Origin of the sequence: Agrobacterium tumefaciens (assembly GCF_013318015.2) — a bacterium.
Taxonomy (GTDB): domain Bacteria; phylum Pseudomonadota; class Alphaproteobacteria; order Rhizobiales; family Rhizobiaceae; genus Agrobacterium; species Agrobacterium tumefaciens.
In genome coordinates this window covers 1,027,811-1,054,752 of the sequence record NZ_CP115842.1, presented here as the reverse complement: position 1 = coordinate 1,054,752, position 26,942 = coordinate 1,027,811, and the positions used below count along the sequence as shown (strand labels likewise).

Annotated in this window: 30 protein-coding genes and 1 pseudogene; 26 read left to right on the top strand and 5 right to left on the bottom strand. The window is 58.4% G+C overall.

Annotated elements, in window-relative coordinates:
• Positions 1-58 precede the first annotated feature (58 nt).
• From G6L97_RS18320 to G6L97_RS18210, 23 genes and pseudogenes are all read left to right on the top strand, one after another.
• Complete coding sequence (locus G6L97_RS18320; protein WP_003511512.1) at positions 59-421, top strand: hypothetical protein; 363 nt, start codon at positions 59-61, stop codon at positions 419-421.
• A 296-nt stretch (positions 422-717) separates the two neighbouring features.
• Positions 718-1,395: a helix-turn-helix domain-containing protein gene (locus tag G6L97_RS18315; RefSeq protein WP_019564961.1), complete on the top strand. Its 678-nt coding sequence runs from the start codon at positions 718-720 to the stop codon at positions 1,393-1,395.
• Positions 1,396-1,491: 96 nt separating this feature from the next.
• A complete protein-coding gene (locus G6L97_RS18310; protein WP_019564960.1) occupies positions 1,492-2,397 on the top strand; it encodes a class II glutamine amidotransferase in 906 nt (301 codons plus the stop codon).
• A 35-nt stretch (positions 2,398-2,432) separates the two neighbouring features.
• On the top strand, positions 2,433-3,119 hold the full coding sequence (locus G6L97_RS18305; protein WP_035200614.1) for a GltB/FmdC/FwdC-like GXGXG domain-containing protein: 687 nt from the start codon (positions 2,433-2,435) through the stop codon (positions 3,117-3,119).
• Positions 3,120-3,135: 16 nt separating this feature from the next.
• Positions 3,136-4,464, top strand: coding sequence for an FMN-binding glutamate synthase family protein (locus G6L97_RS18300; protein ID WP_003511507.1), 1,329 nt, complete (start codon positions 3,136-3,138; stop codon positions 4,462-4,464).
• 83 nt (positions 4,465-4,547) lie between these two features.
• Positions 4,548-5,855 (top strand): type III glutamate--ammonia ligase, encoded by a 1,308-nt coding sequence (gene glnT / locus G6L97_RS18295; protein WP_003511506.1) that lies wholly within the window; start codon positions 4,548-4,550, stop codon positions 5,853-5,855.
• A gap of 91 nt (positions 5,856-5,946) precedes the next feature.
• A complete protein-coding gene (gene purU / locus G6L97_RS18290; RefSeq protein ID WP_003511505.1) occupies positions 5,947-6,831 on the top strand; it encodes a formyltetrahydrofolate deformylase in 885 nt (294 codons plus the stop codon).
• 144 nt (positions 6,832-6,975) lie between these two features.
• The gene (locus tag G6L97_RS18285; protein ID WP_003511504.1) at positions 6,976-7,671 is read left to right on the top strand and encodes a GntR family transcriptional regulator; all 696 of its coding nucleotides are present in this window, start codon (positions 6,976-6,978) and stop codon (positions 7,669-7,671) included.
• A gap of 184 nt (positions 7,672-7,855) precedes the next feature.
• Positions 7,856-8,716 carry a transporter substrate-binding domain-containing protein gene (locus tag G6L97_RS18280; RefSeq protein ID WP_013761897.1) on the top strand — a complete coding sequence of 287 codons (861 nt, stop codon included), beginning with the start codon at positions 7,856-7,858 and terminating at the stop codon, positions 8,714-8,716.
• A gap of 76 nt (positions 8,717-8,792) precedes the next feature.
• Positions 8,793-9,482, top strand: coding sequence for an amino acid ABC transporter permease (locus tag G6L97_RS18275; protein WP_003511502.1), 690 nt, complete (start codon positions 8,793-8,795; stop codon positions 9,480-9,482).
• 29 nt (positions 9,483-9,511) lie between these two features.
• Entirely contained in the window at positions 9,512-10,243 is a 732-nt protein-coding gene (locus G6L97_RS18270) for an amino acid ABC transporter ATP-binding protein (RefSeq protein WP_025595347.1), read from the top strand.
• A 97-nt stretch (positions 10,244-10,340) separates the two neighbouring features.
• A complete protein-coding gene (locus G6L97_RS18265) occupies positions 10,341-11,519 on the top strand; it encodes an iron-containing alcohol dehydrogenase (protein WP_038494319.1) in 1,179 nt (392 codons plus the stop codon).
• Positions 11,520-11,637: 118 nt separating this feature from the next.
• On the top strand, positions 11,638-12,240 hold the full coding sequence (locus G6L97_RS18260) for an amino acid synthesis family protein (protein WP_003511499.1): 603 nt from the start codon (positions 11,638-11,640) through the stop codon (positions 12,238-12,240).
• A gap of 11 nt (positions 12,241-12,251) precedes the next feature.
• The gene (locus tag G6L97_RS18255) at positions 12,252-13,097 is read left to right on the top strand and encodes an alpha/beta fold hydrolase (RefSeq protein ID WP_035199722.1); all 846 of its coding nucleotides are present in this window, start codon (positions 12,252-12,254) and stop codon (positions 13,095-13,097) included.
• Positions 13,094-14,032 (top strand): flavin reductase family protein, encoded by a 939-nt coding sequence (locus tag G6L97_RS18250; RefSeq protein WP_035199719.1) that lies wholly within the window; start codon positions 13,094-13,096, stop codon positions 14,030-14,032. The genes G6L97_RS18255 and G6L97_RS18250 overlap by 4 nt, the downstream gene beginning before the upstream one ends.
• Positions 14,029-15,069 (top strand): LLM class flavin-dependent oxidoreductase, encoded by a 1,041-nt coding sequence (locus tag G6L97_RS18245; protein ID WP_035199716.1) that lies wholly within the window; start codon positions 14,029-14,031, stop codon positions 15,067-15,069. Before G6L97_RS18250 ends, G6L97_RS18245 begins: the two co-directional genes overlap by 4 nt.
• 4 nt (positions 15,070-15,073) lie before the next feature.
• Positions 15,074-16,540: an aldehyde dehydrogenase gene (locus tag G6L97_RS18240; protein ID WP_065704548.1), complete on the top strand. Its 1,467-nt coding sequence runs from the start codon at positions 15,074-15,076 to the stop codon at positions 16,538-16,540.
• A gap of 4 nt (positions 16,541-16,544) precedes the next feature.
• On the top strand, positions 16,545-16,859 hold the full coding sequence (locus G6L97_RS18235; protein WP_019564951.1) for an NIPSNAP family protein: 315 nt from the start codon (positions 16,545-16,547) through the stop codon (positions 16,857-16,859).
• Positions 16,860-16,915: 56 nt separating this feature from the next.
• Positions 16,916-17,926: an ABC transporter substrate-binding protein gene (locus G6L97_RS18230; RefSeq protein ID WP_026330721.1), complete on the top strand. Its 1,011-nt coding sequence runs from the start codon at positions 16,916-16,918 to the stop codon at positions 17,924-17,926.
• 109 nt (positions 17,927-18,035) lie between these two features.
• Positions 18,036-18,863: an ABC transporter permease gene (locus G6L97_RS18225; protein ID WP_370647636.1), complete on the top strand. Its 828-nt coding sequence runs from the start codon at positions 18,036-18,038 to the stop codon at positions 18,861-18,863.
• 1 nt (position 18,864) lies between these two features.
• The gene (locus tag G6L97_RS18220) at positions 18,865-19,665 is read left to right on the top strand and encodes an ABC transporter permease (RefSeq protein ID WP_035199713.1); all 801 of its coding nucleotides are present in this window, start codon (positions 18,865-18,867) and stop codon (positions 19,663-19,665) included.
• Positions 19,662-20,744 carry an ABC transporter ATP-binding protein gene (locus G6L97_RS18215; RefSeq protein ID WP_035199710.1) on the top strand — a complete coding sequence of 361 codons (1,083 nt, stop codon included), beginning with the start codon at positions 19,662-19,664 and terminating at the stop codon, positions 20,742-20,744. The genes G6L97_RS18220 and G6L97_RS18215 overlap by 4 nt, the downstream gene beginning before the upstream one ends.
• Before the next feature lie 36 nt (positions 20,745-20,780).
• Positions 20,781-20,915 (top strand): annotated as a pseudogene (locus G6L97_RS18210) (aldehyde dehydrogenase family protein); the annotation flags it as partial.
• Between the two features lie 38 nt (positions 20,916-20,953).
• Here G6L97_RS18210 and G6L97_RS18205 read toward each other — a convergent pair.
• The 3 genes from G6L97_RS18205 to G6L97_RS18195 all read right to left on the bottom strand — a co-directional run bounded on the left by G6L97_RS18205 (position 20,954) and on the right by G6L97_RS18195 (position 23,088).
• The gene (locus tag G6L97_RS18205) at positions 20,954-21,583 is read right to left on the bottom strand and encodes a LysE family translocator (RefSeq protein WP_035199708.1); all 630 of its coding nucleotides are present in this window, start codon (positions 21,581-21,583) and stop codon (positions 20,954-20,956) included.
• Positions 21,583-22,038 carry an Lrp/AsnC family transcriptional regulator gene (locus G6L97_RS18200; RefSeq protein WP_013761886.1) on the bottom strand — a complete coding sequence of 152 codons (456 nt, stop codon included), beginning with the start codon at positions 22,036-22,038 and terminating at the stop codon, positions 21,583-21,585. Before G6L97_RS18200 ends, G6L97_RS18205 begins: the two co-directional genes overlap by 1 nt.
• 147 nt (positions 22,039-22,185) lie before the next feature.
• Positions 22,186-23,088, bottom strand: a complete 903-nt coding sequence (locus G6L97_RS18195; protein WP_013761885.1) for a LysR substrate-binding domain-containing protein — start codon at positions 23,086-23,088, stop codon at positions 22,186-22,188.
• 107 nt (positions 23,089-23,195) lie between these two features.
• Between G6L97_RS18195 and G6L97_RS18190 the strand changes: the two genes are divergently transcribed.
• Genes G6L97_RS18190 through G6L97_RS18180 form a run of 3 tightly spaced genes read left to right on the top strand, consistent with a single transcriptional unit; the run spans position 23,196 to position 24,600 of the window.
• Positions 23,196-23,597 carry a tautomerase family protein gene (locus G6L97_RS18190; protein ID WP_019564945.1) on the top strand — a complete coding sequence of 134 codons (402 nt, stop codon included), beginning with the start codon at positions 23,196-23,198 and terminating at the stop codon, positions 23,595-23,597.
• Complete coding sequence (locus G6L97_RS18185) at positions 23,594-24,028, top strand: cupin domain-containing protein (protein WP_080671296.1); 435 nt, start codon at positions 23,594-23,596, stop codon at positions 24,026-24,028. Before G6L97_RS18190 ends, G6L97_RS18185 begins: the two co-directional genes overlap by 4 nt.
• A complete protein-coding gene (locus G6L97_RS18180; protein ID WP_035199704.1) occupies positions 24,025-24,600 on the top strand; it encodes a DUF4865 family protein in 576 nt (191 codons plus the stop codon). The genes G6L97_RS18185 and G6L97_RS18180 overlap by 4 nt, the downstream gene beginning before the upstream one ends.
• A gap of 47 nt (positions 24,601-24,647) precedes the next feature.
• On the opposite strand, the gene G6L97_RS18175 is transcribed toward G6L97_RS18180, so the two are convergent.
• The gene (locus G6L97_RS18175; RefSeq protein ID WP_035199703.1) at positions 24,648-25,679 is read right to left on the bottom strand and encodes a fatty acid desaturase; all 1,032 of its coding nucleotides are present in this window, start codon (positions 25,677-25,679) and stop codon (positions 24,648-24,650) included.
• A gap of 570 nt (positions 25,680-26,249) precedes the next feature.
• Entirely contained in the window at positions 26,250-26,864 is a 615-nt protein-coding gene (locus tag G6L97_RS18170) for a TetR/AcrR family transcriptional regulator (RefSeq protein WP_019564940.1), read from the bottom strand.
• Positions 26,865-26,942: the final 78 nt, after the last annotated feature.

The window sequence follows — 26,942 nt, the reverse complement described above, 5'->3', positions numbered from 1 at the left end:
CGCTATCATAATTGTGTTGTAGGACGATAAGCTTTGGGAGGAGCGATACGTGAGACGGATGTGGCCAGACGAATTTGCCTTTCTGCTGGACGGCGCGGAAGAGGTTGACCTGCATATTCCATCGGGGGCACACGACGACAGTTCGCCCGAAGAAACGATATCCAAGAAGGCTTTGAAAGCCCGCATCAGCCAGCAGGATTTTGAAAAGATTTGGCATCTTGCAGAGGCTCGCTATCGGCTGACCGGCAGGTTTTCGGGCAAGGCGATTACGCTGATCGCCAACAATCCTCACTATCAGAAATGGCATCCCTCCGACGGCGGCAGCGTCGAGAGCGTGTCCGATAGCGGTCAGAAATACACGACGCGCTATGTGATCGTGCATTTTCTCGTTGATGATGTTCGCGAGCTGGTCGAAGCCTGAACTCCGCAGGAACGGTTCTTGCCATTGACTGGTCGAAGGGCCTTTCGAAATCCAGCGGTGCCGGGTAATTCTTGGCACCGCTTGGCGGCGTGTTAGAGGTGAGCTTCAATATCTGCGTAAGACTACGATGGACAGCGCGTGTCCGTAGTCCACTGAAATGCCTCTATACTGGTGCCGTCTTTGACCTCTCCGATGGCAGGGTGACGTACTGACCTTCCGCAGGCTTTACCGATGCTGCGATGTAAAAATTTCCTCTGAATTAAAATAGTTTTCCTTTAAAGAAGGGAAAACACGTTATGCCGGAGGATCACATGGCAAAGGACAGCACAAAGACCGAGCCTGCGCTTTTGTCGCAGGACCCGCATGCGGTTCGCGAGCCGAGGGTCAATAATCTCGAAATGGCGATCGGCCATGAGGTGCGTGCCTATCGCAAGAAGCTGGGCATCACGGTCACCGATCTCGCATCGGCCACCGGTGTATCGGTGGGAATGCTCTCAAAGATCGAAAACGGTAATATTTCGCCGTCCCTCACCACGCTGCAGACGCTTTCAAAGGCGCTTGGCGTGCCGATCACGGCGTTCTTCCGTGGCTTCGAGGAGCCGCGCAGCGCCACCTTCGTCAAGGCGGGCCAAGGGGTGAACATCGAGCGTAGAGGCACCCGCGCCGGCCATCAGTACAGCCTGCTTGGCCATATCGACAACAACACCAGCGGCGTCACCGTCGAGCCCTATCTCATCACGCTGACGACGGACTCGGATGTATTTCCGACCTTCCAGCATGAGGGCATGGAGTTCCTATACATGCTGGAGGGAGAGGTGGTTTATCGCCACGGCGAGCAGCTTTTCACCATGCAGGCGGGTGACAGCCTGTTTTTTGATGCTGATGCGCCGCACGGCCCGGAGGAACTGGTGAAGCTTCCCGCTCGCTATCTGTCGATCATTTCCTATCCGCAAAGGCGGCTGACAAATGATTGAAAAGTTGCCTTAGAAGAAAAAAATATTCCTGATAGTTGACGAGATGGAATTCCATATGCTAGCTCTTCATTCAGAAACGAATGGAGGTGCCTGTCGATGTGCGGCATTGTTGGACTATTCCTGAAGGACAAAAGCCTTGAACCGCAGCTGGGTGAGCTGCTTTCGGACATGCTCGTGACCATGACGGATCGGGGACCGGATTCCGCCGGCATCGCGATCTATGGAAGCGCTGCCGATGGCCGGGCAAAAGTGACCATCCAGTCAGCCGATCCCGTCGCCGATTTTTCGGGCCTTGCCGAAGCGCTGAAGGAAAATGGTGTTGAAGCTTCGGTTGCGGTGAAAAGCACCCACGCGGTCCTGGATATTCCATCGGCAAAGCTCACGGAAATTCGCTCGGTCCTGGCTGCCATCCGCCCGAATGTGCGGGTGATGGGCTCCGGCGACAGCGTGGAAATCTACAAGGAAACCGGCCTGCCGAAAGATGTCGTCGCCCGTTTTGGCGTGCGCTCCATGGCGGGCAGCCATGGCATCGGCCACACCCGCATGGCAACGGAATCGGCTGTGACGACGCTTGGCGCACACCCCTTCTCCACCGGTGCCGACCAGTGCCTGGTGCATAACGGTTCGCTCTCCAACCACAATAATCTGCGTCGGGAACTGGTACGCGAGGGCATGACCTTCGAAACCCAGAACGACTCGGAAGTGGCCGCCGCGTATCTCACGGCTGAAATGGCCAAGGGCAAGGATCTGGGCGAAGCGCTGACCGGCGCGCTCGATGATCTCGACGGGTTCTTTACCTTCGTCGTCGGCACCAAATCCGGTTTCGGCGTGGTGCGCGATCCCATCGCCTGCAAGCCGGCGGTGATGGCCGAGACCGATCAATATGTCGCTTTCGGCTCTGAATACCGCGCGCTGGTCAATCTGCCCGGCATCGAAAATGCCCGCGTCTGGGAGCCGGAGCCGGCGACCGTCTATTTCTGGGACCATGAAAAGGCCGCGTGAAACCGTCATCGGCGCATATTGCGAAAGTCATATCCATGCCAGTTTTCGATCTCTCCCACACGCCTTTGCGTGAACTCAACAGCGCGCTCCATGGGCTTTCCTCGGGCACAAACGACACCGAATTCGAAGTTGTCAATCCGCGCGGCCACCATGCCGTCGCTGTTGGCATAGACAGCCCCGTCATCGTCGATGTTCGCGGCTCGGTCGGTTATTATTGCGCCGGCATGAATGATGGCGGCACCGTCACCGTTTACGGCTCGGCCGGGCCGGGCGTTGCCGAAAACATGATGTCGGGCACCGTCGTCATCGAGGGCGACGCTTCGCAATACGCAGGTGCCACCGGTCGCGGCGGGCTGCTGGTCATCAAGGGCAATGCCGCTTCCCGCTGCGGCATTTCCATGAAGGGCATCGATATCGTCGTGAAGGGCAATATCGGCCACATGTCCGCTTTCATGGGCCAGTCGGGCCACCTCGTTGTCTGCGGCGATGCGGGCGATGCGTTGGGTGACTCCCTTTATGAAGCGAAGCTTTTCGTGCGCGGCTCGGTCAAAAGCCTCGGCGCCGACTGCATCGAAAAGGAAATGCGGCCCGAACATCTGGAAAAGCTTGCCGAGCTTCTTGAAAAAGCCGGCGTCTCCGATGTCAGCCCAAGCGAGTTCAAACGCTACGGTTCGGCCCGCACGCTCTACAATTTCAACATCGACAACGCCGACGCGTATTGAGGCGAGGGATTTTCCGATGAGCTATCACAACCCCTTCACCCCACCGCGCAAGTCCGCGACTTTCGATGATCATACGCTGGCGGAAATCCGCCGTGCGGCTGCGACCGGCATCTATGATATTCGCGGCGCAGGCACGAAGCGCAAGGTGCCGCATTTCGACGACCTGCTGTTTCTCGGCGCGTCCATCTCGCGTTATCCGCTCGAAGGTTATCGCGAGAAGTGCGATACGACCGTCACCCTTGGCACGCGCTTTGCCAAGAAGCCGATCACGCTGAAAACGCCGATCACCATTGCCGGCATGAGCTTCGGCGCGCTTTCCGGCAACGCCAAGGAAGCGCTCGGCCGTGGCGCGACCATTGCCGGCACGTCCACCACGACGGGCGATGGCGGCATGACGGATGAGGAACGCGGCCACAGCCAGACGCTGGTCTATCAGTATCTGCCGTCGCGTTATGGCATGAACCCCAAGGATTTGCGCCGTGCGGACGCCATCGAGGTGGTCGTCGGCCAAGGCGCGAAACCGGGCGGCGGCGGCATGCTGCTTGGCCAGAAGATTTCCGATCGCGTCGCCAATATGCGCAATTTGCCGAAGGGCATCGACCAACGTTCCGCCTGCCGTCATCCTGATTGGACCGGCCCGGACGATCTGGAAATCAAGATCCTTGAACTGCGCGAAATCACCGATTGGGAAAAACCGATCTACATCAAGGTTGGTGGTGCGCGCCCCTATTACGACACCGCACTTGCCGTGAAGGCCGGTGCCGATGTGGTGGTGCTTGATGGCATGCAGGGCGGCACGGCGGCCACGCAGGACGTCTTCATCGAAAATGTCGGCATGCCCACGCTTGCCTGTATTCGCCCCGCAGTACAGGCGCTTCAGGATCTCGGCATGCATCGCAAGGTGCAATTGGTCGTGTCCGGTGGCATTCGCTCGGGTGCGGATGTCGCCAAGGCTCTGGCGCTTGGTGCCGATGCGGTTGCCATCGGAACGGCGGCGCTGGTGGCGCTGGGCGATAACGACCCGAAATGGGAAGATGAATACCAGAAGCTAGGCACCACGGCCGGCGCTTATGATGACTGGCACGAGGGCAAAGACCCCGCAGGCATCACCACGCAGGACCCGGAACTTGCCGCACGTCTTGATCCAATCGCCGCCGGTCGCCGCCTCGCCAACTATCTGAAGGTCATGACGCTCGAAGCCCAGACCATCGCACGCGCCTGCGGCAAAAACCATCTCCACAATCTGGAGCCGGAAGATCTGGTGGCTCTAACCATGGAGGCTGCGGCAATGGCGCAGGTTCCGCTGGCGGGAACAAACTGGTTCCCGGGTAAAGGCAGCTTTTAAAAAACACAATGGACGGGCGCATTTGGGAGGATGTGGCCGTCTTTTTCGATGAAGTGTCTGATATTCAAAAAAAGGGGAATGACGTGACACTGGACCTCTCCAAGTTTGCTGCCGAAAAAGGCATCAAATATTTCATGATCAGTTATACCGATCTCTTTGGTGGCCAGCGCGCCAAGCTGGTTCCTGCAGAAGCGATTGCCGATATGCAGAAGGGCGGCGCCGGATTTGCCGGTTTCGCCACATGGTTCGATCTGACGCCCGCCCATCCCGATCTCTTCGCAGTGCCGGACGCCTCCTCGGTCATCCAGCTTCCCTGGAAAAAGGATGTGGCCTGGGTTGCTGCCGATTGCGTCATGGAAGACCAGCCTGTGGAACAGGCGCCGCGCGTCGTTTTGAAAAAGCTCATCGCGGAAGCGGCCGGGCAAGGGCTGCGGGTCAAAACCGGCGTGGAACCGGAATTTTTCCTCATTTCGCCGGACGGCGCGAAAATCTCCGATGAGTACGACACGGCGGAAAAGCCCTGCTACGACCAGCAGGCAGTGATGCGTCGTTACGATGTGATCGCGGAAATATGCGACTACATGTTGGAGTTGGGCTGGAAACCCTACCAGAACGACCATGAGGACGCGAACGGCCAGTTCGAGATGAACTGGGAATATGACGATGCGCTCCAGACGGCGGATAAACATTCCTTCTTCAAGTTCATGGTCAAGTCGGTTGCCGAAAAGCACGGGCTGCGCGCGACATTCATGCCGAAGCCTTTCAAGGGTCTGACCGGCAACGGCTGCCACGCTCATATTTCGGTCTGGGATCTGGACGGCAAGGTCAACGCTTTTGCCGACAAGGCAATGCCTTTCGGGCTCTCCGCAAAGGGCAAGACGTTTCTGGGCGGCATCATGAAACATGCCTCCGCTCTTGCGGCCGTCACCAATCCGACGGTTAATTCCTACAAGCGCATCAACGCGCCGCGGACCATCTCGGGCGCGACCTGGGCGCCGAACACGGTGACCTGGACCGGGAACAACCGCACCCACATGGTTCGCGTGCCAGGGCCGGGGCGTTTCGAACTGCGTCTGCCGGATGGCGCCGTGAACCCCTATCTGCTCCAGGCCATCATCATTGCGGCCGGTCTGTCGGGTGTCCGCTCACAGGCCGATCCCGGTCCGCATCACGATATAGACATGTATCGCGAAGGTCATACCGTGACGAATGCGCCGAAACTGCCGCTCAATCTTCTCGATGCGCTGCGCGAATACGAGAAGGACGAGGAACTGCAGCAGGCATTGGGCATGGAGTTCTCAAAGGCCTATCTCAAGCTCAAGCAGGGCGAGTGGAACGCTTATTGCGCGCAATTCACTGCCTGGGAGCACCAGACAACGCTCGACGTTTGAGTTCGGGTTTCCCCGCCGCCCTCGCGGCTTTTCCCCGCGCTCGTCAGACAGCGCGGGGTTTTTCCAGTATCGATGACAGAGAGAGTGCCGGATGACGAACTTCGTCCTGACCGTAACCTGCAAGTCCACCCGAGGTATCGTCGCTGCCCTTTCAGGCTTTCTCGCTGAAAAAGGCTGCAACATCGTCGATAGTTCGCAGTTTGATGATCTCGGTACGGGCCGTTTCTTCATGCGCGTGGGCTTCATTTCCGAAGAGGGAGCAAAGCGTGACGACTTGATGGCTGGACTGATGCCGATCTCGCAGAAATTCGGCATGGAAGTGGCGCTTCATGACCAGTCCGAGCGGATGAAGGTCCTGCTGATGGTGTCGCGCTTCGGCCATTGCCTGAACGATCTGCTTTACCGTTGGCGCATCGGGGCCTTGCCGATCGATATTGTTGGCGTCGTCTCCAACCATTTCGATTACCAGAAAGTGGTGGTCAATCATGATATTCCCTTCCACCACATTCCAGTGACGAAGGAAAACAAGCCACAGGCTGAAGCCCGGATCATGGATATTGCCGAAAGCACCGGAACCGAGCTGATCGTGCTTGCGCGTTATATGCAGGTGCTTTCCGACCGGATGTGCGAGACGATGTCGGGGAAGATCATCAACATCCACCATTCTTTCCTGCCGTCCTTCAAGGGCGCCAACCCTTACAAGCAGGCCTATCAGCGCGGCGTGAAGCTGATCGGTGCGACGGCCCACTATGTCACCGCCGATCTCGATGAAGGTCCGATTATCGAGCAGGATATTGTGCGTATTACCCATGCCCAGAGCGCGGAGGATTATGTTTCGCTCGGCCGGGATGTCGAGGCGCAGGTTCTGGCACGCGCCATCCACGCCCATATCCACCACCGTACTTTCATCAACGGTAACCGCACCGTGGTCTTCCCGCCAAGCCCGGGCAGCTATGCATCGGAACGGATGGGGTGACGCGGCATTGCGACAAGCGGGTCGCGCGCTGTTGCCATAAACATGGTGCGCGGCTAAATAAGTTGGTACGCCATAATATAAAGAGCCAGAACCTGTTTTCACGCCCGGCGGGCGGAAGCGGGATGTGCCAAACGAGGTGATACCATGACCGGTGCTTTGCAGGGAACTGCCATTCGCGTTGAGCGTCCGACCAAGACGCTGAGGGAGCTTGCGCTCGACAAGGTGCGCGACGCCATCGTGAACGGTTACTTCCGTCCGGGAGATCGCCTCGTAGAGCGCGATCTCTGCGCCCAGCTGGGCGTTTCCCGCACCATCGTGCGCGAAGTCCTGCGGCATCTGGAGTCCGAGGGGCTGGTGGCGAATTTGCCGAACAAGGGGCCGATGGTTGCGCTGCTCGATCTCGCCGAGGCCAAGCAGATTTACGAAATCCGCGGTGCGCTGGAGGGAATGGCGGCGCGCCTTTGTGCGGAGCGTCGCGATCCCGCCATTGTCGAGGCGCTTGAGGCTTCACTCGAGCATATTCGCGAAAGTTACGTTGCCAAGGATATGCCCGGTGTTCTCGCGCATACCTCGTCTTTTTATCATACGCTGTTCAGCAAGATCGACCGGCATGTCGCCTGGGGCGTCGTCAATTTGCTGACGGTGCGGATCAACCATCTTCGCTCCATGACGATTAAGACGAAAAGCCGCGATACCGAAGGTCCGGCGCAGATGAAAAAGATCGTCGATGCGATCCGGAAAGGTGACGGGGACGCCGCTTACAAAGCCGCTCTCGATCATGTCACCAGCGCATGCGCTATCGCCGAAGCCGTTCTCACCGCGCAAAAAACGGCTGACTGACGGTTTTTGGCGCTCCGTTCTGCTTGTCTTGCGGTTGCCCAGTTGGCGGCCGCAGGCTCTGCGGTTTTTTGATTTTATGGTTGTTTTACAATAATTTAGAAAAACAAATGACCGCTTATTGACAGGGCAATCCGTTTGGTGTGATGGTATGCCATAATAAATAATATAAAGAGCGGAGCTTAATATGAACTGGAATCCGATTTCCCGGAAATGCATAGCCGTGCGCGCCAAAACCTCTCTGGCGGGCTTTGTCATCAGTCTTCTTGCCGGTGCGGCCGTTGCACAGGACTGCACGCCGAAAATATCCAACGATCACCTCATCAAGCCCGGCCATCTCGTGATGGCGACCAGCCCGACATTGCCGCCCATGGCCTATGCCGACCAACAGGGTGTGCTCAAAGGCCTTCGTATCGAGTTGGGTTATGAAATCGCCAAGCGCCTCTGCCTGAAGCCCGAATATATCAGCACGGAATATGCCACCATGGTGCCGGGCCTGCAGGGCGGCCGCTGGGATATGATCAATGCCGGCCTGTTCGTGACGGCGGAGCGGCGCAAGATCCTGTTCATGATCCCCTATGAGAGTCTCGCCATCAGCATTTCAACGGCCGTCGGTGCATCCGAGCCCATCACCAAGGTGGACGATCTGGCCGGTAAGGCCGTCAGCACCGATATCGGTGGCTATGCCGAGCGCAAGATCAAGGAATTGAACGAGGACTTCAAGAAACGCGGTCTTGCGCCGATGACCATAAACCTGTTCGACAATTACGCGACCGTCTATCAGGCGCTGCGGGCAGGTCAGGTTCAGGCCGCGGTCTCCATCGATCCTGTCGCCAAGCAATACCAGGATCGCGGCGAGTTCACGCATGCACTTTCCGGCATGTACCCTACGCCCGGTTCGCTTTCCTTTGGAAGCAAGGACGTCGCCAGTGCCGTCTCTGCTGCTCTCAAGGAAATGAAGGCCGATGGTTCGCTTGAAAAGCTGATGGGTGGTTATGGCGTGAGCATCGCGCCCGGCGACCTCGCCGTTCTTGGTCCGGAAGGCTGAAATCTCCTCCATCTGAACTGTCAGCGCGGCGGGAGAGTTCTCGCCGCGACCATTCCCGCATGAATTGGAGAAAGACGTGAAGGGTTGGAACTGGGAAGGTTTCTTCGAATACCTGACGAATTATTATCTTTTCGAGGGGGCGATGGTGACGCTCGGCCTCACGGTTTTTGCCATGACGGCGGGTCTTGCGCTGGGCTTCGTCATTGCGGTGATGCGCATGTCGAAATACCGGTTCCTCTCCGGACCGGCCTATTTCTACACCTGGATATTTCGCGGCACGCCGCTGCTGGTGCAGCTCATCATCATCTATACCGGCCTGCCGCAGCTCGGCATCAAGCTGACGGTTCTGCAGTCCACCCTGATCGGCCTGTCGCTTTGCGAGGCCGCTTATCTGTCGGAGATCGTCCGGGCAGGTATCGCCGCGGTTCCCAAAGGCCAAATCAATGCGGCGCGCGCCATCGGCATGACCGAGGCGCAGGTGATGCGCTACATAGTTGCGCCGCAGGCCTTCCGCATCATCATTCCGCCGCTTGGCAATTCCGTCAATGGCGTGCTGAAGACAACGTCGATCGCCTCCATCATTTCCATGGAGGAGCTGCTGCGCCGCACGCAGGTTCTTATCCAGGAAAAGTTCCTCGTTCTGGAGCTCTTCATGGTTGCGGCCCTTTATTACCTCGCCATGACGACCGCCTGGGAACTCATCCAGCGCCGTATCGAGAAACGATTCGGCAAGGCCTACGGCCCAATGTCGGCTGACGTACACTAGGGAGAAGTCCGATGTCTCAAGCAACCAGCATGATCGAACTTCAATCCGTCAACAAATGGTACGGTCCGACCTTTCAGGTTCTGACCAATTGCAGCCTGAATGTCGCCAAGGGCGAAGTCGTCGTGATCTGCGGGCCGTCCGGTTCGGGCAAGTCGACGCTGATCAAATGCGTCAATGCGCTGGAGACGATCGGCAACGGCATCATCACCGTCAACGGGGTTGAGGTGACCAACCCCAAGACCGATATGCCTAAGCTGCGCTCCAAAGTGGGCATGGTGTTCCAGCATTTCGAACTCTTCCCGCATATGACGATCCTCGAAAATCTGTGCATCGGGCAGGAGAAGGTTCTCGGCCGCTCCCCTGCGGAGGCGCTGGTCAAAGCCAACGCCCTTCTGGAGCGGGTGGGGCTTACCGCGCATGCGAAGAAATATCCCGGTCAACTTTCCGGCGGTCAGCAGCAGCGCGTCGCAATCGCCCGCGCGCTGGCGATGGATCCGGTCGCCATGCTTTTTGACGAGCCTACATCGGCGCTTGATCCGGAAATGATCAACGAGGTGCTCGACGTCATGGTCTCGCTTGCGCAGGAAGGCATGACGATGATGGTGGTGACGCATGAAATGGGGTTTGCCCGCAAGGTGGCTGACCGCATCGTCTTCATGGATGGCGGCGAGATCGTCGAGATCGGCGAGGGTGACAGCTTCTTCACCAATCCGAAGACGGATCGCGCACGCTCGTTCCTGTCGAAAATCCTGGCGCATTGACGCCACGGTGACCGGAGCGGGATGGCGAAATCCCGCTTCAGATCGTGTGCCTTAGGCCGTTCCGAACAACGCAGAATGATAGTGGCGGAGAACCGCAATGATAAACCGTGTCCTGATGCCTCGCGAAATGCTCATCGGCGGTGGCAGCCGTTTCCGATTGCCGTCACTGTTGAAATCTCTGGGGGTGAAGCGCCCTCTACTCGTCTGCGATCCAGTCATGCAGAAACTCGGCCATGCGGATGCGCTTTTGCAGGCGCTTGGCGGTGAGGGTATCGATGCCGCCATTTTTGCGGATGTCGTAGAAGATCCAACGGATATATCCATCGCCACACTGGTGAAACGCGTTTCCGGGGGCGGTCATGATGGTCTCGTCGCACTCGGCGGCGGTAGCGCCATGGATACGGCGAAAGCAGGCGCCATCGTTGCAACCAGTGGCGAAGAGCTGCGGGCGCTGAAAGTTCCAAGGATCGTGGATTTTGCCGTCATGCCGGTAATTGCCATACCCACAACCGCAGGAACCGGATCGGAAGTAACACGCGCCGCCGTCGTGACGGATACGGCTGCCAGCGAAAAAATGCTCATCCTCGGCACTGCCGCTTTGCCCGTTGCGGCCATCATCGATTACGAGCTGACGCTGACCTGCCCTTACCGCGTCACGGTCGATACCGGCATAGATGCGCTGACCCATGCGCTGGAAGCGCTGGTCAACCGCAACGGTAATGCCCATTCCGAGGCGTTGGCGCTGTCCGCGCTGAAACTGATCGGGGCAAATCTCGAAAAAGTCGCGAACGACCCGCAAAACCGGGAAGCACGCGAAGCGATGATGCTCGGGGCGACGCATGCGGGTCTTGCCGTTTCCAACACATCCACAGCGTTGATCCACGGCCTCAGCCGGCCGGTCGGTGCCTTTTTCCATGTTCCGCACGGCATGTCGAATGCGATGGTGCTGCCGTTGGTCACACAATTTTCGTTGAATTCCGCTCTACCGCAATATGCCGCCGCCGCCCGCGCACTTGGTTGCGCCAGTTCGACGGACAGTGACCAGATTGCAGGCGCAAAGATGGTGGAGGCTTTCATCGACCTGAACAGGCGGTTGAAGGTGCCGACCCCGCAGGAATTCGGTATCGACAAAACCCGCTATCTCGATCTTTTGCCGGAAATGGTGCGGCAAGGCCTCGCCTCCGGCACACCGGCAAATAACCCACGGGTTCCGACGGCAGCGGAAATGACGCGCCTTTACGAACTTGCCTTTGACGGCCGCATGGAAGGGCCTTGAGCCATAACCTCCTGTAAGAATTGTTATTTTTCACAACTTCAAGCCGCAGACTTCCGCCACTTGACACCTGCATATTATGGCATACCATAAGACATCATATTTATCGGAGAGAACGCCTATGCCCATCCAGATCCGTAAGACCCTGTTGCAGGTCGAAACAACGTTGATTGAAGGAGGCAAGGCCGCAGCGACACCTTTGAAGCTGTTCACCGCCATCGCGGTCGTGAAAAATCCCTGGGCTGGAAAAGGCTTCGTGGATGATCTCAAACCGGAAATCCACGCCGGTGCGCCGGTGCTGGGCGAACTCCTGACGAAGATGATCCTTGATGCCGTGGGTTCCGGCGAAGCGGTGGAGGCCTATGGCAAGGCGGCCGTCGTCGGGCTGGATGGTGAGATCGAACATGCCTCCGCGCTCATTCACACGTTGCGTTTCGGCAATCACTATCGTCAGGCTGTGGGTGCCAAGTCCTATCTCGCCTTCTGCAATACGCGTGGTCCCGGCAATGCGCCGATCATGATCCCCTTAATGGACAAGAACGATGAAGGCCGCCGTTCGCACTACCTGACTATCCAGACCTCCGTTCCCGATGCTCCGGCTGCCGACGAGATCGTCGTGGCGCTCGGTGCTTCAGTCGGCGGCAGGCCTCATCACCGCATCGGCGACCGGTATCAGGATCTGAAGGATCTCGGTCAGGATGTTGCCAACCCGGCGGGCGTTTGAGGGTGATGCAAATGCAGGAGGCCGCCACCACGTCACGGGTCAATGCTGCAAAGGCAGGTGCTGCTGTGCTCCCTCGCAAGGTGACCGAGGGCGGGGCGGCCTATTTCGAGGCAGGCGCCGGTGAAGACCTGATCCTCATCCACGGCGTGGGAATGCGGCTGGAAGCCTGGAAGCCGCAGATCGAAATCTTTTCAAAGACGCACCGTGTCATCGCGGTAGATATGCCGGGGCATGGCGGCAGTGAACGCCTGCCAGCGGGCAGCTCGCTCAAGGATTTTGTCGGCTGGTTCGGCCGGTTTCTTGACGATATGCGGATCGCGCGTGCCAATGTGGCCGGGCACTCCATGGGTGCGCTGATTTCCGGCGGTGCCGCTGCAACCTTTGGAGATCGAATTGCGCGCGTTGGTTATCTGAACGGCGTCTACCGCCGTGATCCGGCCGCGAAGGCTGCGGTTCTTGCACGCGCGGCTGCCATCCGGACCACTGGCGTGGACAAGGAAGGCCCTTTGTTACGCTGGTTCGGCGACGATCCAAAGAGCCAGCAGGCGCGGGAGTTGACGCGGGGCTGGCTGGAAATGGTCGATCCCGAAGGTTACGCGGTTGCCTATACCGCATTTGCGGGCGGCGACGAGACCTATGCGGATCGGTGGCCCTCGGTCATCTGCCCGGCTCTTTTCCTGACGGGTTCGGACGACCCCAATTCGACGCCGTTGATGGCCGAGCAGATGGCGGCGATCACACCGCGCGGTTACGCCCGCGTCGTTGAGGCGCACCGGCATATGGTCAACCTGACCGCGCCTGAAACTGTCAATGCAATGATGGCCGAATGGCTGGCTTTAGAGGAGGAGCCGCAATGACTGTTGCAACCCTTGATCCGCGCGCTTTGCGCGATGCATTCGGCGCTTTCGTTACGGGAGTAACAATCGTGACCACCCGGGACGATGCAGGAAAGCCCATCGGTTTTACCGCCAACTCCTTCACCTCGGTTTCGCTCGATCCGCCGTTGCTGCTGATCTGCCTTGCCCGTAGCTCGCGCAATTTCGCGACGATGACGGGCACCAAAAACTTCGCGGTCAATATTCTGTCGGAAAGCCAGAAGGACCTCTCCAACACCTTCGCCCGGCCGGTCGAAGACCGTTTCGCCACCGCCAGCTGGTTGGATGCGCCGAAGGGCTCCCCGGTCTTTGCAGACGTCGCGGCCTGGTTCGAATGTTCGATGCAGGAGGTTATCGAGGCCGGCGATCATGTCATTCTGCTCGGCCGTATCGAGGCTTTCGACAATAGCGGCCTGAACGGTCTCGGTTATGCGCGCGGCGGCTATTTCACGCCGATGCTGGCTGCAAAGGCGGTATCGGCAGCGGCAGAGGGCGATATCGTCGTGGGCGCCGTTCTGGAACGGCGCGGCGAGATTTACCTCGTTGGCGACGACGTGCTGTCGCTTCCCGGTTGTGTCGTGGCAAGCGGCGATCCGGTCGCGGCGCTGACATCACGTCTCGAAGACCTGACGGGTCTCTCCGTCAAAACGGGATTTCTCTACTCGGTTTATGAGAACAAGACGGATGGGCGCCAACACGTCGTCTATCACGCGCTTGCCGATGGCGATCAAGCGCCGCGCGAGGGCCGATTTCTGTTGCCCGGCGCGCTGGCTTCGGCAAAATTCGACTCCGGCGCTACGGCGGATATCGTCAATCGTTTCGTGCTGGAAAGCTCGATCGGCAACTTCGGCGTCTATGTCGGTAACGAGACTGCCGGCAAGGTTCATCCCATCTCCATGAAGGGGCCAAACCCATGAAATTCTCCCTCTTCGTTCACATGGAGCGGCTGGACGCCTCCCAGGACCACAAGACACTCTACGAGGAGTTCGTAACGCTTTGCGAAATCGCCGATCGTGGTGGCATGCATGCCATCTGGACCGGCGAACATCACGGCATGGATTTCACCATAGCGCCCAACCCCTTTGTAACGATCGCCGATCTGGCGCGGCGTACGAAGACGGCACGCCTGGGTACGGGAACGGTGATCGCGCCTTTCTGGCACCCGATCAAGCTTGCCGGAGAAGCGGCGATGGCGGATCTGATCTGTGACGGCCGTCTTGATATCGGCATCGCGCGTGGCGCCTATTCGTTCGAATATGAGCGGCTGCTTCCAGGCCTCGATGCCTGGGGCGCCGGCCAGCGGATGCGCGAGCTTATTCCGGCTGTCAAAGGGGTTTGGGCGGGTGACTACACCCACGACGGCGAATTCTTCAAGTTCCCGGCCACCACATCGGCTCCCAAACCGCTGCAGCAGCCTTTTCCGCCCATCTGGGTGGCGGCGCGTGATCCGAATTCGCATGAATTCGCTGTCGCCAATGATTGCAATGTTCAGGTGACGCCGCTCTGGCAAGGCGATGACGAGGTGGAAACCCTGATGGGCCGCTTCAACGATGCCTGTGCGAAAAATCCGGATAAACAGCGGCCGAAAATCATGCTGCTGCGCCACACCTATGTCGGTTCCGATGAAGCCGATATTGCCCAGGCGGCCCATGAGATGAGCGTCTATTACAACTACTTCTTTGCATGGTTCAAAAACGAAAAGCCCGTTCATCAGGGGCTGATCGAGCGTATTGCGCCGGAGGAGATTGCCGCAAACGCCATGCTTTCCGGTGATGTCATGCGCAAGAACAACGTTGTCGGCGATGCCGATGAAGTTATTACCCGGCTTAAGGCCTACGAGGCCATGGGCTACGACGAATATTCCTTCTGGATCGATACCGGCATGAGCTTCGAGCGCAAGAAGGCCTCGCTGGAACGCTTCCTTTCCGATGTCATGCCGGCTTTCAAGGAGTAAGATGATGCGCCGTTTCCAATGTTACATCGACGGGCGCTTCGAGGATGGTGAGGCGAGCTTTTCGAGCCTCGACCCGGCAACCGGTGAACCTTGGGCAGAAATGCCGGAAAGCCGCGAAGCGGATATTAGCCGCGCCGTAGAGGCTGCGCATCGGGCGCTTTATGACGATGCCGCCTGGTCGAAACTGACGGCGACGCAACGCGGCAAGCTGCTCTATCGGCTTGCCGATCTGGTTGCCGAAAATGCAAAGACGCTTGCCGAGCTCGAAACCCGTGACACCGGTAAGATCATCCGCGAGACCTCGGCGCAGATTGCCTATGTCGCGGACTATTATCGCTATTATGCGGGCTTGGCTGACAAGATCGAGGGCGCCTACCTGCCGATCGACAAGCCGGACATGGATGTCTGGCTGCGGCGCGAACCCGTGGGTGTGGTGGCCGCGATCGTCCCGTGGAACAGCCAGCTTTTTCTGGCAGCCGTTAAAATCGGCCCGGCGCTCGCTGCCGGCTGCACAATCGTCATCAAGGCCTCGGAAGACGGACCGGCGCCGCTTCTGGAGTTCGCCCGGCTGGTGCAGGAGGCTGGTTTTCCTGCCGGCGTCGTCAATATAGTCACTGGTTTCGGTGCGTCCTGCGGCACGGCACTCACCACACACCCCAAGGTGGCCCATATCGCCTTTACCGGCGGGCCGGAAACGGCGCGTCACATCGTTCGCAACTCGGCCGAAAATCTTGCCTCCACGTCGCTCGAACTCGGCGGCAAATCGCCAATCCTCGTCTTTGCCGACGCCGATCTCGAAAGCGCCGCCAATGCGCAGGTCGCGGGAATTTTCGCGGCAACCGGTCAGAGCTGTGTTGCCGGATCACGGCTGATCGTCGAGAGAAGCGTGAAGGATCGCTTCCTCGGGATTTTGAAGGCGAAGGCTGAGGCGATCCGCATCGGCTCGCCGCTGGACATGGCAACGGAAGTGGGGCCGCTCGCGACCGAGCGGCAGCGCAAGCATATTGTCTCTCTGGTCTCTGCTTCCGAAAAAGCCGGTGCGAAGGTGGTGACGGGCGGTCTGGCGGTGGATTGCGCTGGTTATTTCTACCCTCCGACCATTCTCGATTGTGACGGCATTCGTTCGCCGTCCATGGAAAGGGAGTTCTTCGGCCCGGTTCTTTCGGTTGTTTCCTTCGAAACCGAGGCGGAAGCGATCGCTTTGGCCAATGACACGGTCTATGGCCTCGCCTCGGGCGTCTTCACGCAGAACCTGACGCGCGCCCATCGGCTGATGAAGGCGATCCGTGCCGGTGTGGTTTGGGTGAACACCTATCGCGCCGTCTCACCGATTGCGCCTTTCGGGGGTTTCGGTCTTTCCGGTGATGGTCGCGAAGGCGGGCTTGCGGCAGCGCTCGATTACACGCGCACGAAGACCATATGGCTTAGAACCTCCGATGACCCGATCCCCGATCCATTCGTGATGCGGTGACGCGATGTTTTACGAGATCCGCACCTACCGGCTGAAGAACGGCGCCATTCCGGCCTACCTTCGGGTTGTCGAGGAGGAAGGCATCGAAATCCAGAAAAGCCATCTGGGCGAGCTGGTGGGTTACTTCTTTTCCGAGATCGGGCCGATCAATGAAATTGTCCACATCTGGGCTTTTTCCAGCCTGGATGACCGCGAAGAACGGCGCGCGCGGCTCCTGGCCGATCCACGCTGGTTGTCTTTCCTGCCTAAGATCCGCGACCTCATTGAAGTCGCCGAAAACAAGATCATGAAGCCGGCGCCTTTTTCACCGCTGAAGTGAATCTGCCGGCCGCGAAGTGCATGCCAACAACAAGCTCTAAAACGGAGTAAGGGAACATGAGATCGAAACTGGTATTGATGACATGCGCAGCAATTTTCGCCCTGGGCGCATCCGCACAGGCGAATGATCTGGTTTTTTCCAGCTGGGGAGGAACCACGCAGGACGCGCAGAAGGCGGCCTGGGCCGAAAAATTCATGGTGGCGACCGGCATCAACGTGCTTCAGGATGGCCCGACGGACTATGGCAAGCTGAAAGCCATGGTCGAGGCGAACGGCGTGACATGGGATGTGGTCGACGTGGAGGGCGACTACGCCGCGCAGGCCGGGCCGAAGGGCCTGCTGGAGAAGCTTGATTTCGCCGTCATCGACAAAACGAAGCTAGACCCTCGTTTCGTCACTGATTACTCCGTCGGAAGCTTCTATTATTCCTTCGTCATCGGCTGCAATGTTGATGCTGTAGCCGCCTGCCCCAAGAGCTGGGCCGACCTTTTCGATACGGCAAAGTTCCCCGGCAAGCGCACCTTTTACAAGTGGTCCGCGCCGGGTGTGATCGAAGCAGCCCTGCTGGCCGATGGTGTTGCCGCCGACAAGCTATACCCGCTCGATCTCGATCGCGCCTTCAAGAAGCTGGACACGATCAAATCCGATATCATCTGGTGGTCTGGCGGTGCGCAATCGCAGCAGTTGATCGCTTCTGCGGAGGCACCCTTCGGCAGCGTCTGGAACGGCCGCATGACAGCGCTTGAGAAGAGCGGTGTGAAGGTGGAGACCTCCTGGGAGCAGAACATCACGGCAGCGGATTCTCTCGTCGTTCCCAAGGGAACGAAGAACAAGGACGCGGCGATGAAGTTCATCGCTCTTGCGACCTCCGCGCAGGCGCAGGCGGATATGGCGTCTGCCACGGGTTATGCCCCGGTCAATGTCGAATCCGCAAAGCTGATGGATCCGGAAACGGCAAAGACCCTGCCTGACCAGCAGACAGCGAGCCAGGTCAATGCCGACATGAACTACTGGGCGCAACATCGTGACGAGATCGGTGAGCGCTGGTACGCCTGGCAGGCCAAGTAAGGCAACGGCGCGGGCAGCCAAAAGCGCCCGCGCAAATTTTCACCTCCGGGGAGGTTTGGGCATGGTCTCGCTTACCGATGAAACAGAAAGCCCGAAGACGAAGGTGCGGATGCCCTTCCGGCCCGGCAATTTTGCCGCCACCCTGCCGGCATTCGTTCTGCTTGCCCTGTTCTTCGTCGTGCCGGTTATCATCCTGCTGTCGCGCAGCGTTACCGAGCCTGTTCTGGGCTTTGGCAATTACGCCGCATTGCTGGGCAGCTCCACCTACCTGAAGATTTTCTTCAATACATTCGCGGTCTCGGCGCTGGTCACGCTCGTAACGCTGGTCATCGGTTTTCCTGTCGCGTGGGCGCTTGCCATCATGCCGTCGCGGCTTGCCTCCGTCGTTTTCGCAATTTTGCTTCTGTCCATGTGGACCAACCTTCTGGCACGCACCTATGCCTGGATGGTGCTGTTGCAGCGGACGGGTGTCGTCAACAAGACGCTGATGGGCCTTGGCATCATCGACAAGCCGCTTGCACTGGTCAACAACCTGACCGGCGTCACGATCGGCATGACCTATATCATGCTGCCATTCATCATCATTCCGCTCTATGGCGTCATCCGCAAGATCGATCCGGCCATTCTCCAGGCGGCGGCGCTGTGCGGGGCAACCCGCTTTCAGGCGCTGACCCGCGTTCTCATTCCACTTGCCGCTCCCGGTATGATCTCCGGCGCGCTGATGGTGTTCGTCATGTCGCTTGGCTATTTCGTCACCCCGGCGCTGCTGGGCGGCACGGCGAACATGATGCTGGCCGAGCTTATCGCGCAATTCGTGCAGTCTCTCGTCAACTGGGGCATGGGCGGGGCAGCGGCGCTGGTGCTTCTGGTGGTGACGCTGACGCTTTACGCAATCCAGCTGAAATTCTTCGGCGCGGCCGGGGCAGGGGGGCGCTGACATGCTTTTGAACTACAACAGCCTTGGCGCATGGAAGTGGCTGCTCCTTTTAATCACCGTGCTGACAGCGGCATTCCTTATCCTGCCGATTGTCTTCATCGCTGCTTTGTCCTTCGGCTCGTCGCAATGGCTGATCTTTCCGCCGCCCGGCTGGACGCTGAAATGGTATGCGGATTTCTTTGCCGATCCGAGGTGGCTGGATGCTGCCTGGACAAGCCTGCGTATCGCCGTGATGGTCACAGTCCTGTCGGTGTTGATCGGCCTCGTGGCCTCCTTCGGCCTGGTGCGGGGGCGTTTCATTGGGCGCGAGGGTCTGCGGGCTTTGTTCATGACGCCGATGATCCTGCCTGTCGTGGTGCTGGCGGTGGCGCTTTATGCTTTTTTCCTGAAGCTCGGCCTTGCGGGCACCACTACGGGCTTTGTCATTGCCCATCTTGTCGTGGCGCTGCCTTTCTCCATTCTGGCGTTGACCAGCGCGCTCGAGGATTTCGATAAATCGATCGAAGACGCTGCAGTGCTATGCGGCGCGAGCCCGCTGCAGGCCAAAATCCGCATCACCTTGCCGGCCATCAGCCATGGCCTGTTCTCAGCCGCGATCTTTTCTTTCCTCACTTCCTGGGATGAGGTGGTGCTGGCGATCTTCATGGCAAGTCCAACGTTGCAGACGCTGCCGGTGAAAATCTGGGCGACGCTGCGGCAGGATCTGACGCCGGTGATCGCCGCTGCATCGACGCTTCTCATCGCGGTGACCATCATTCTCATGCTGCTTGTCGCGGCTGTCCGAAAAGGATTGAAAACATGACCAAACCGCTCCTGCAAATTCGCGGCATCGCCAAGCAATACGGACCGGTCGTCGCCGTTCAGGATGTCAATCTCGAGGTGCAGCCGGGCGAGTTCATGACGTTTCTCGGACCATCCGGTTCGGGCAAGAGCACGACGCTCTACATTCTGGCCGGTTTCGAACAGCCGACGGCGGGCGACATCCTGCTGAACGGCGAAAGTCTGCTCTCCACGCCGTCGCACAAGCGCAATATCGGCATGGTCTTCCAGCGTTACACGCTGTTTCCGCATCTGTCTGTTGGCGAGAATATCGCCTTTCCGCTGAAAGTGCGCCGAAAGAGCAAGGCGGAAATCAATGCGAAGGTGAAGGAGATGCTGAGGCTCGTTCGTCTCGAAGGTTTCGAGGACAGAAAGCCTGCGCAGATGTCGGGCGGCCAGCAGCAGCGCGTGGCCTTGGCAAGGGCGCTCGCTTATGATCCGCCGGTTCTTCTGATGGACGAGCCGCTCTCGGCGCTCGACAAGAAGCTCAGGGAAGAAATCCAGTTCGAAATCCGTCGCATCCACCAGCAGACGGAAGTAACGATCCTTTACGTCACCCATGATCAGGAAGAGGCCTTGCGTCTTTCCGACCGGATCGCGGTGTTTTCAAAAGGCGTGATTGACCAGATCGGTACGGGGCCGGAGCTTTACGCTCACCCCACCACCCGCTTCGTGGCCGAATTCATCGGTGACAGCGACTTCATCGCCTGCGATCTCCTCGCCGCCTCGGGCGGCAAGGCGACGGTTTCGCTCGGGCAGAATATCGTCTTTGACCATATTCCGGTTCATGGCGAAGCTGCACCGGGAAAAAAGGCGGCGCTGATGCTGCGTCCGGAGCGTTTACAGCTCAGCCGCAACAGGCCCGGCTCTTACGCCGGTTTTCAGGCCACCGTCAGCGATATCACCTTCCTTGGCAACAACGTCCATGTCGTCGCCCATACAGGTTCGGGAGAGCCCTTTGCCGTGCGCCTGCCATTTGGCCATGAGGCGATTTCGGGCCTCAACCGTGGTGATCTCGTGCATCTGGCCTTCGATCCCGCGTCGGCGCAGGTTTTCTGTTGAGGGTCGGAAATATGCATCTTAATGATCCCATGCTCTTCGGCGAGCACGGGAGGACATCTCTACCGGCAATGCGCGCCGACCATCAAGAAACTGGGACTGGAACTTTGCGGCAATGCGCCCTTCATCGTCGACGACGCCGATCTCGATGCGGCCGTGGAGGGAGCGCCGATTTTCCCAGAAGTTGGAGCCGCAGAAAAAACCGTTGCATTTCAATGAGCCATCATGCCCCAGGCAAGTGAACCTAGGGAAAAAATCCCGAATAAGACAAGGATCACTCCGGACAGGCGGGAAACCCAGCGGGCAAAGGTGGTGGGAAGGCGCTGCCGGGCAAATGCAACGCCGCCGCTCAACATGAACCACCACAATAAAGACCCTAGAAAAACGCCCGCGACCACAAAAAACGCGCTCGTCGCTCCCGATGCGTCAGCAAGGCCGAGACCCGCGAAAATTGCTGCAAAGGACAGAATCGTCATGGGGTTGGTGATCGTCAGGAAAAAGGTCGCGGTGATGGTGCCGAGCAGATCGCGCGCTCCAACCTTGGCCGCTTCTGCCAGAGGTTTGGGCCTCAGGCTTTTCCAGCCGAGCCACAGCATGAAAAGGCCGCCGACGATTTTGAGCGGCGTATCGATTGTCGCAAGGGTCGCCGCGAAAGCGGAAAAGCCCAGCGCTGCGAGGCTGGCATACACGGCATCCGCCAGAGCAGTCCCAAGGCCACCTGCCACTCCCGCCCAGAATCCGCGCTCAAGGGTCCGGTTGATGCAGAGGGCGCCGATGGGGCCGAGCGGGGCTGCGACCGCAAGGCCCAGCACAATGCTTTTCAAAACGAGCATCAGTTCCATCAGTCCACGCTTTCCTTCGGCATAAATGGTCCCGGCACGACAGAAGACAGGGCGATGATCGTTTCGGTACGGGCAAGGAACCCGTTCTGTTTCATTGTCGCCAGAAAGGTTTCGATCTCCGCCAGCGACCCGACGTGAACTTTGACGAGGTAGGACCACTGCCCGGTCACATGGTGACATTCCGCAATAGCGGACTGCGACGCCGCATAGACACGAAACGCGGCCTCGTCCGCATCCGGCGCCAACGCGATCCACACGAAGGCGATCACGGGCAAATCGAATGCGGATGGATCGGCATCAACGGTGATGCGACGGATCGCCCCGCTGGCCGTCAGGCGTCGGATGCGCTCGTTCACGGCCGAAGCGGAAAGCTCCACGACATTTCCGATATCGGCCAGAGAGCGGCGGGCGTCTTCTGCAAGAAGACTGATGATTTTGCGGTCTGTTGAATCCATTTCCGCAGATAATCATGTTTATTGTGATAATGAAAGATATTATGCGGAATTTTTGTGAATCGAGCGCAAGCCTTTAAACCGAGCCAAGAATCCCCTGCAGCTTCGCCGTGCCTGTAATCTTGGCGGAAGCTCATGCTATTTCAGCGATTACGGTCGCACTATCCATGCTTCCGGCAGCGTTTCCTGCAAGGCTTGGCGGATGATCGTGGCGAGATGGGCGCTGATTGGATTTTCGTCTTTTCCGGAGCGAAGAAGGCTGAGCCCCAGCGACGGGAGTTGTGGCAAACCATTGGTGAGTGGATCGAGAACCCGTACGGAAGGCGGCCGGCCGAACGGTGTGCGAAGTGCGATGCCAAGGCCTGCGGCTGTCGCAGCCCACAACCCGCCGAGGCTAGGGCTGACGAATGCAATGCGCCAGGCGATACGCTGTTGATCAAGGTGGTTGCAGGCAATGCTACGTAAAAGGCACGGCGCTTCCAAGACTGCAAGTGGCAGCGGCTCTTTCCCGCCGGTCTGCCAGACAGTTTCTGTTTCCGCCGCGCCCAGCCAGCACAGTGGCATGGATGCAACCGTTTCAGCCGGCGAAGCCGTGTCGTCATTCCAAGCCAAGGCGAGGTCAAGATGGCCGGACTCGACCTTCTCCCGCAATTCGCTATTGCGAGCGATGCGCCCTTCGATCCGAACCCGCGGATGGGCCCGTGCGAAACGGCCCAGCACCTGCGGCAACACGGTTTCTCCGAAATCCTCCTGAATCCCGAGGCGGATCCAGCCTGCGAGTTCCGGCCCGCGAACGGCGCTGATCGCCTCGTCATTCAGGCTCAATATGCGGCGGGCATAGGACAGCAGCACTTCGCCGCTCTCGGTCAGCGCCAGCCCCCGGCCGGATTTGCGCACCAGAGCGGTTTCGGTCTGGTCCTCCAGCTTCTTGAGTTGTGCGCTGACCGCAGAGGTCGAACGCCCCAGTCTGTCTGCGGCCTGCGCGAACGACCCGCTCTCGATGCCAATCACGAAACTGCGGAGCGCGTCCAGATCCAAATGGGTAAGGCGCAAATTAAATGTCCCTAAAATCAGGACGTAATGTCCTGAATAATTTGATTTTCAGGATGATGATGTCGTTTCATAGTGTGGCTGTCAATCCTCTTGAACGGAGCGCATCCATGCCTTTCACCCGAATATCTTTGCTTGCGGGCAAATCCACCGACTATCTCAAGGCGGTTTCCGACAGTCTCGACCGCGCGCTTGTCGACTGCTTTGACGTTCCGGAAAACGACCGCTTCGCTGCAATCCACCAGCACCAACCGGGCGAACTGATCTTCGACCGAACATATCGCGGCGGCCCTCGGTCGGATGATTTCATTTTCTTTCATATCACCACCGGCAAGACGCGATCGCCGGAAACCAAGGCGCGCTTCTATGCGAGGCTCGTCGAAAACCTGGCGGTGTCGCCCGGTGTGAGGCCGGAGGATGTGATGGTCGCCATCGTCAACTCGACGTTTGATGACTGGTCCTTTGCATCAGGCGTTTCAGCAGGCACACCAGCGGATGGGAGTGGCCGATGACCGATTTTTTCGAGATGCAACCGGCCTGTCCATCCACCATGAGCGTGCGTCGAGCCGGTGACGGAATAGTTGCTGCACCTGAGGGTATCTCCAGCGGATCCTTCCTCGTCCAGATGCTGTTATCGAGCCGGATCGATGGCGAGATGACGGCAATGCGCGCTTTTGTGCCGCCGGGGGTCGTGACCCATTGGCACAGTCATCCGCGCGGCCAGCTTCTCTTCGTGCTGGATGGCATCGGTCTCATCCAACGCAAGGGTGACGATCCGCGTGAAGTCCGTGCCGGAGATGCGGTGTGGTTTGCGCCCGGCGAAGCCCATTGGCATGGCGCCGCGCCGTCCTGTCCCTTCAGCTATCTCAGCGTCCAGCCGGTCAGGAGTGGAACTGCCGTCCACTGGATGGAACCTGTCAAAAAAGAGGAGAGCACGTCATGATCGCCATGCAATACAGCTTCACGCTGCCTGCCGGCTACGACATGGCGATCATAGACCGGCGCATAAGGGAGAAGGGGCCGCTGCTCGATGGCTTTCCACGCCTGCGTTTCAAGGCCTATCTTTCGGCGAGAAAGCAGGATGCCGGCTTCACCAGTGCTGAAAATCTCTACGCGCCGTTCTATCTCTGGGACGAGCCAGAAGGGATAGACAGCTTCCTGTCCGGTCCAGGTTTTGCGGTTCTGACACGGGACTTCGGCTGGCCATCGGTGCAGACATGGCTGGTCTGGCACGCCGACCACGTACCTGATCTTACAGCTTCGCGATATGCCACACGGGAGGCTCGGTCCATAGCGCCCCATTCTGATCTGGCCAAGCTACGCGATACGGCGACCGCGGACGCGCGTTCAGCAATCAGGGCCGGCGCGCTCGCGGCCATAGCCGCATTCGATCCAACAAAATGGCTGCTGCTACAATTCAATCTCTGGCCGACAGTGCCGGCCGTTACTGAAACAATGCAAACCTACACTGTTGGCCACGTCTCATTGGGGTCGGTTCTGCATTTAGCGGAATGATATCTCACGCACCGGCTCAAAGGGTATTGCGTCGTTCCAGCTCTCGTCTATCGCGGTTGCTTTTCTGCCTCACGTAGCGAAATCAGCCGTTTGGTGGATTCGTCCCACAGAATGAGCTTTACGCAGCCCAGGCTGTCGCGAAGGCTGATGCGACCAAGTTTCGCAAGCTCCGGGTAGTCGTGCAGAATCTCTGGCAACCTGTAAAAAGGTACCTTGCTCGACAAATGGTGGACATGGTGCATGCCGATATTGCCGGTGATCCAACGCAGCGGACCCGGAAGATCGTAATACGAGGCGCCATGCATCGCCGCATGGGGAAAAGCCCATTCCGGAGGCTTGGACCAGTGGGTTTCTTCAAACTGGTGCTGGACATAAAACAGCCAGACACCTGCTGACCCGGCAAGCAGCACTATTGGCAGATGAACCAACAGAAAAGGCACGAGCCCTATCGCCCAGATAAGAAGAATGGCCAATACGGCCACACCGGCATTTGTTGCCATTGTCGAAATCCAGGGCAACGCTCCAGACCGCATCATGCCAAACGGTAGCCTTTGTTTGAACAGAAACAGGAAAGCAGGACCGATGCCGAACATCACCAGCGGATGCCTGTACAAGCGATAACCGAGTTTTCCGCGTGAGGAGAGTGCACGATATTCGGTCACGGTCAGAGTTGTAATGTCGCCAACCCCTCGCTCATCGAGATTGCCGGCTGACGCATGGTGTTCCGCATGCGCGCGGCGCCAATAGTCGTAGGGCGTCAGCGTCAGGATACCGATTGCGCGACCCGTCCAGTCATCCCAGCGACGGCGCCCGAAAAAAGAGCCGTGTCCGCAATCGTGTTGCAGTATGAAGAGCCTCAACAGGAATCCGGCTGCGGGGATCACCAGAAGCAGGCCAAGCCAGTAACCAAAATGAATCGATACCGACGCTGCTGCCCAAAGGAATACAAAGGGAACAAGCGTCACGGCAAGTTCGTACAGGCTGCGGCCGGTGCGGGGTTTGCGATAATTCGAAAGTATTTTAAGCAGGGCCTTTTCACTCGCGCCGCCAGGTAATTGGGCTGTTAACGTCGCGGTCATGGTTGATAGCAATCCTTCTGGTCGCCTGCATTTCGAAAAAAGTGTTCACCGCGCTGGCGGTCGTTTTCTGGAATAGCCCGATCTCGAGCCAACACGCGTTGCCGCGGCGGTTCCGTGCTCTGCTCGGCGCGGGCATTCACTGTTTTGTTCATAAATGTTCGAGCTGTAAGCTCGCTCCTGAAATCTGAAACGGTTAATTAAGTCGATCTGCTCGGCGAGGATCTCGCACAACTCTGCGCGGCTGGAACCTGTTCTGTCTAACTGTACCGGCGCTGTTTGCACAGAGGGGCAGGGTGACCTCAAATTGATTGAAGGGTACTAGAATTTAATCGGCACTGGCATTCTCTCGCAGGAGCACAGCTCGACTCGGCAACTAAAATCGCTGAAAAGTTGGAGTGGTGAGCGGGTCTCGGCAACAGGATGGCAATTACTCGTTCAAATACGAGCAATATGCTCGAGGCAACAGACCCTTACCGCAGCATTGTGGCTGTATCGCGCCCGACATGTAAGGTTTCTTGCGATGTATCAGATCGCAGCATCAGGGGTCATCGACTGGCAGGAGAGTGCCCCTTATGCCAGCAGCCCGCGCATGATCAGTTCGAGATGAATCTTCAGAACGACCTGCTTGTCCAGACTGCGCCGATCGTCGAAAATCAACCGGAAAACCAATGTTCCGACTATGGGTGACATGACGACCTTGGCCAGTTCGGTGGGGTTGGCTCTAAACCTTTTTTTCGCCACGCCCTCTTCGAGGATCGTATTGATCCGCTCGAATACCGGCGCCATCACCACGTCATGGTGCTGGTCGATGAGATCGGGGAATTTTGCTCCTTCCGCAACGATGAAGCGAAACAGTTCCCGCATCTTTCTATTGTCGACGAGGGCGTCGAACAGGAATTCAAGAAGCATCCGAAGCTCCTCGACGGGATCATCCGACGTGCGTGCATAAGCCTTGAATGCCTCCTGAAAAGGTGCCGAGGCATGCCTGATCATCGCCTCGAAAAGAGCCTCCTTGGTTTCGAAATAGACGTAGACCGTGCCTTTCGTCACTCCCACCCGCTCGGCAATGTCCTCCACCCGCGTGGCCGTAAATCCTCTCTTGGTGAATTCCTCGAATGCGGCGTCGAGAATTTCCAACGGACGTTGTATCTTCTGTTCTGCGCGTGTCAGTTTTGCTTTTGCCATAACCCCGGATCCCTACGTATTCTTTCGGCACTTGCCTTTTTACCCGTCGCAATCGGCGGAAATGACAGGTGGTTTGCC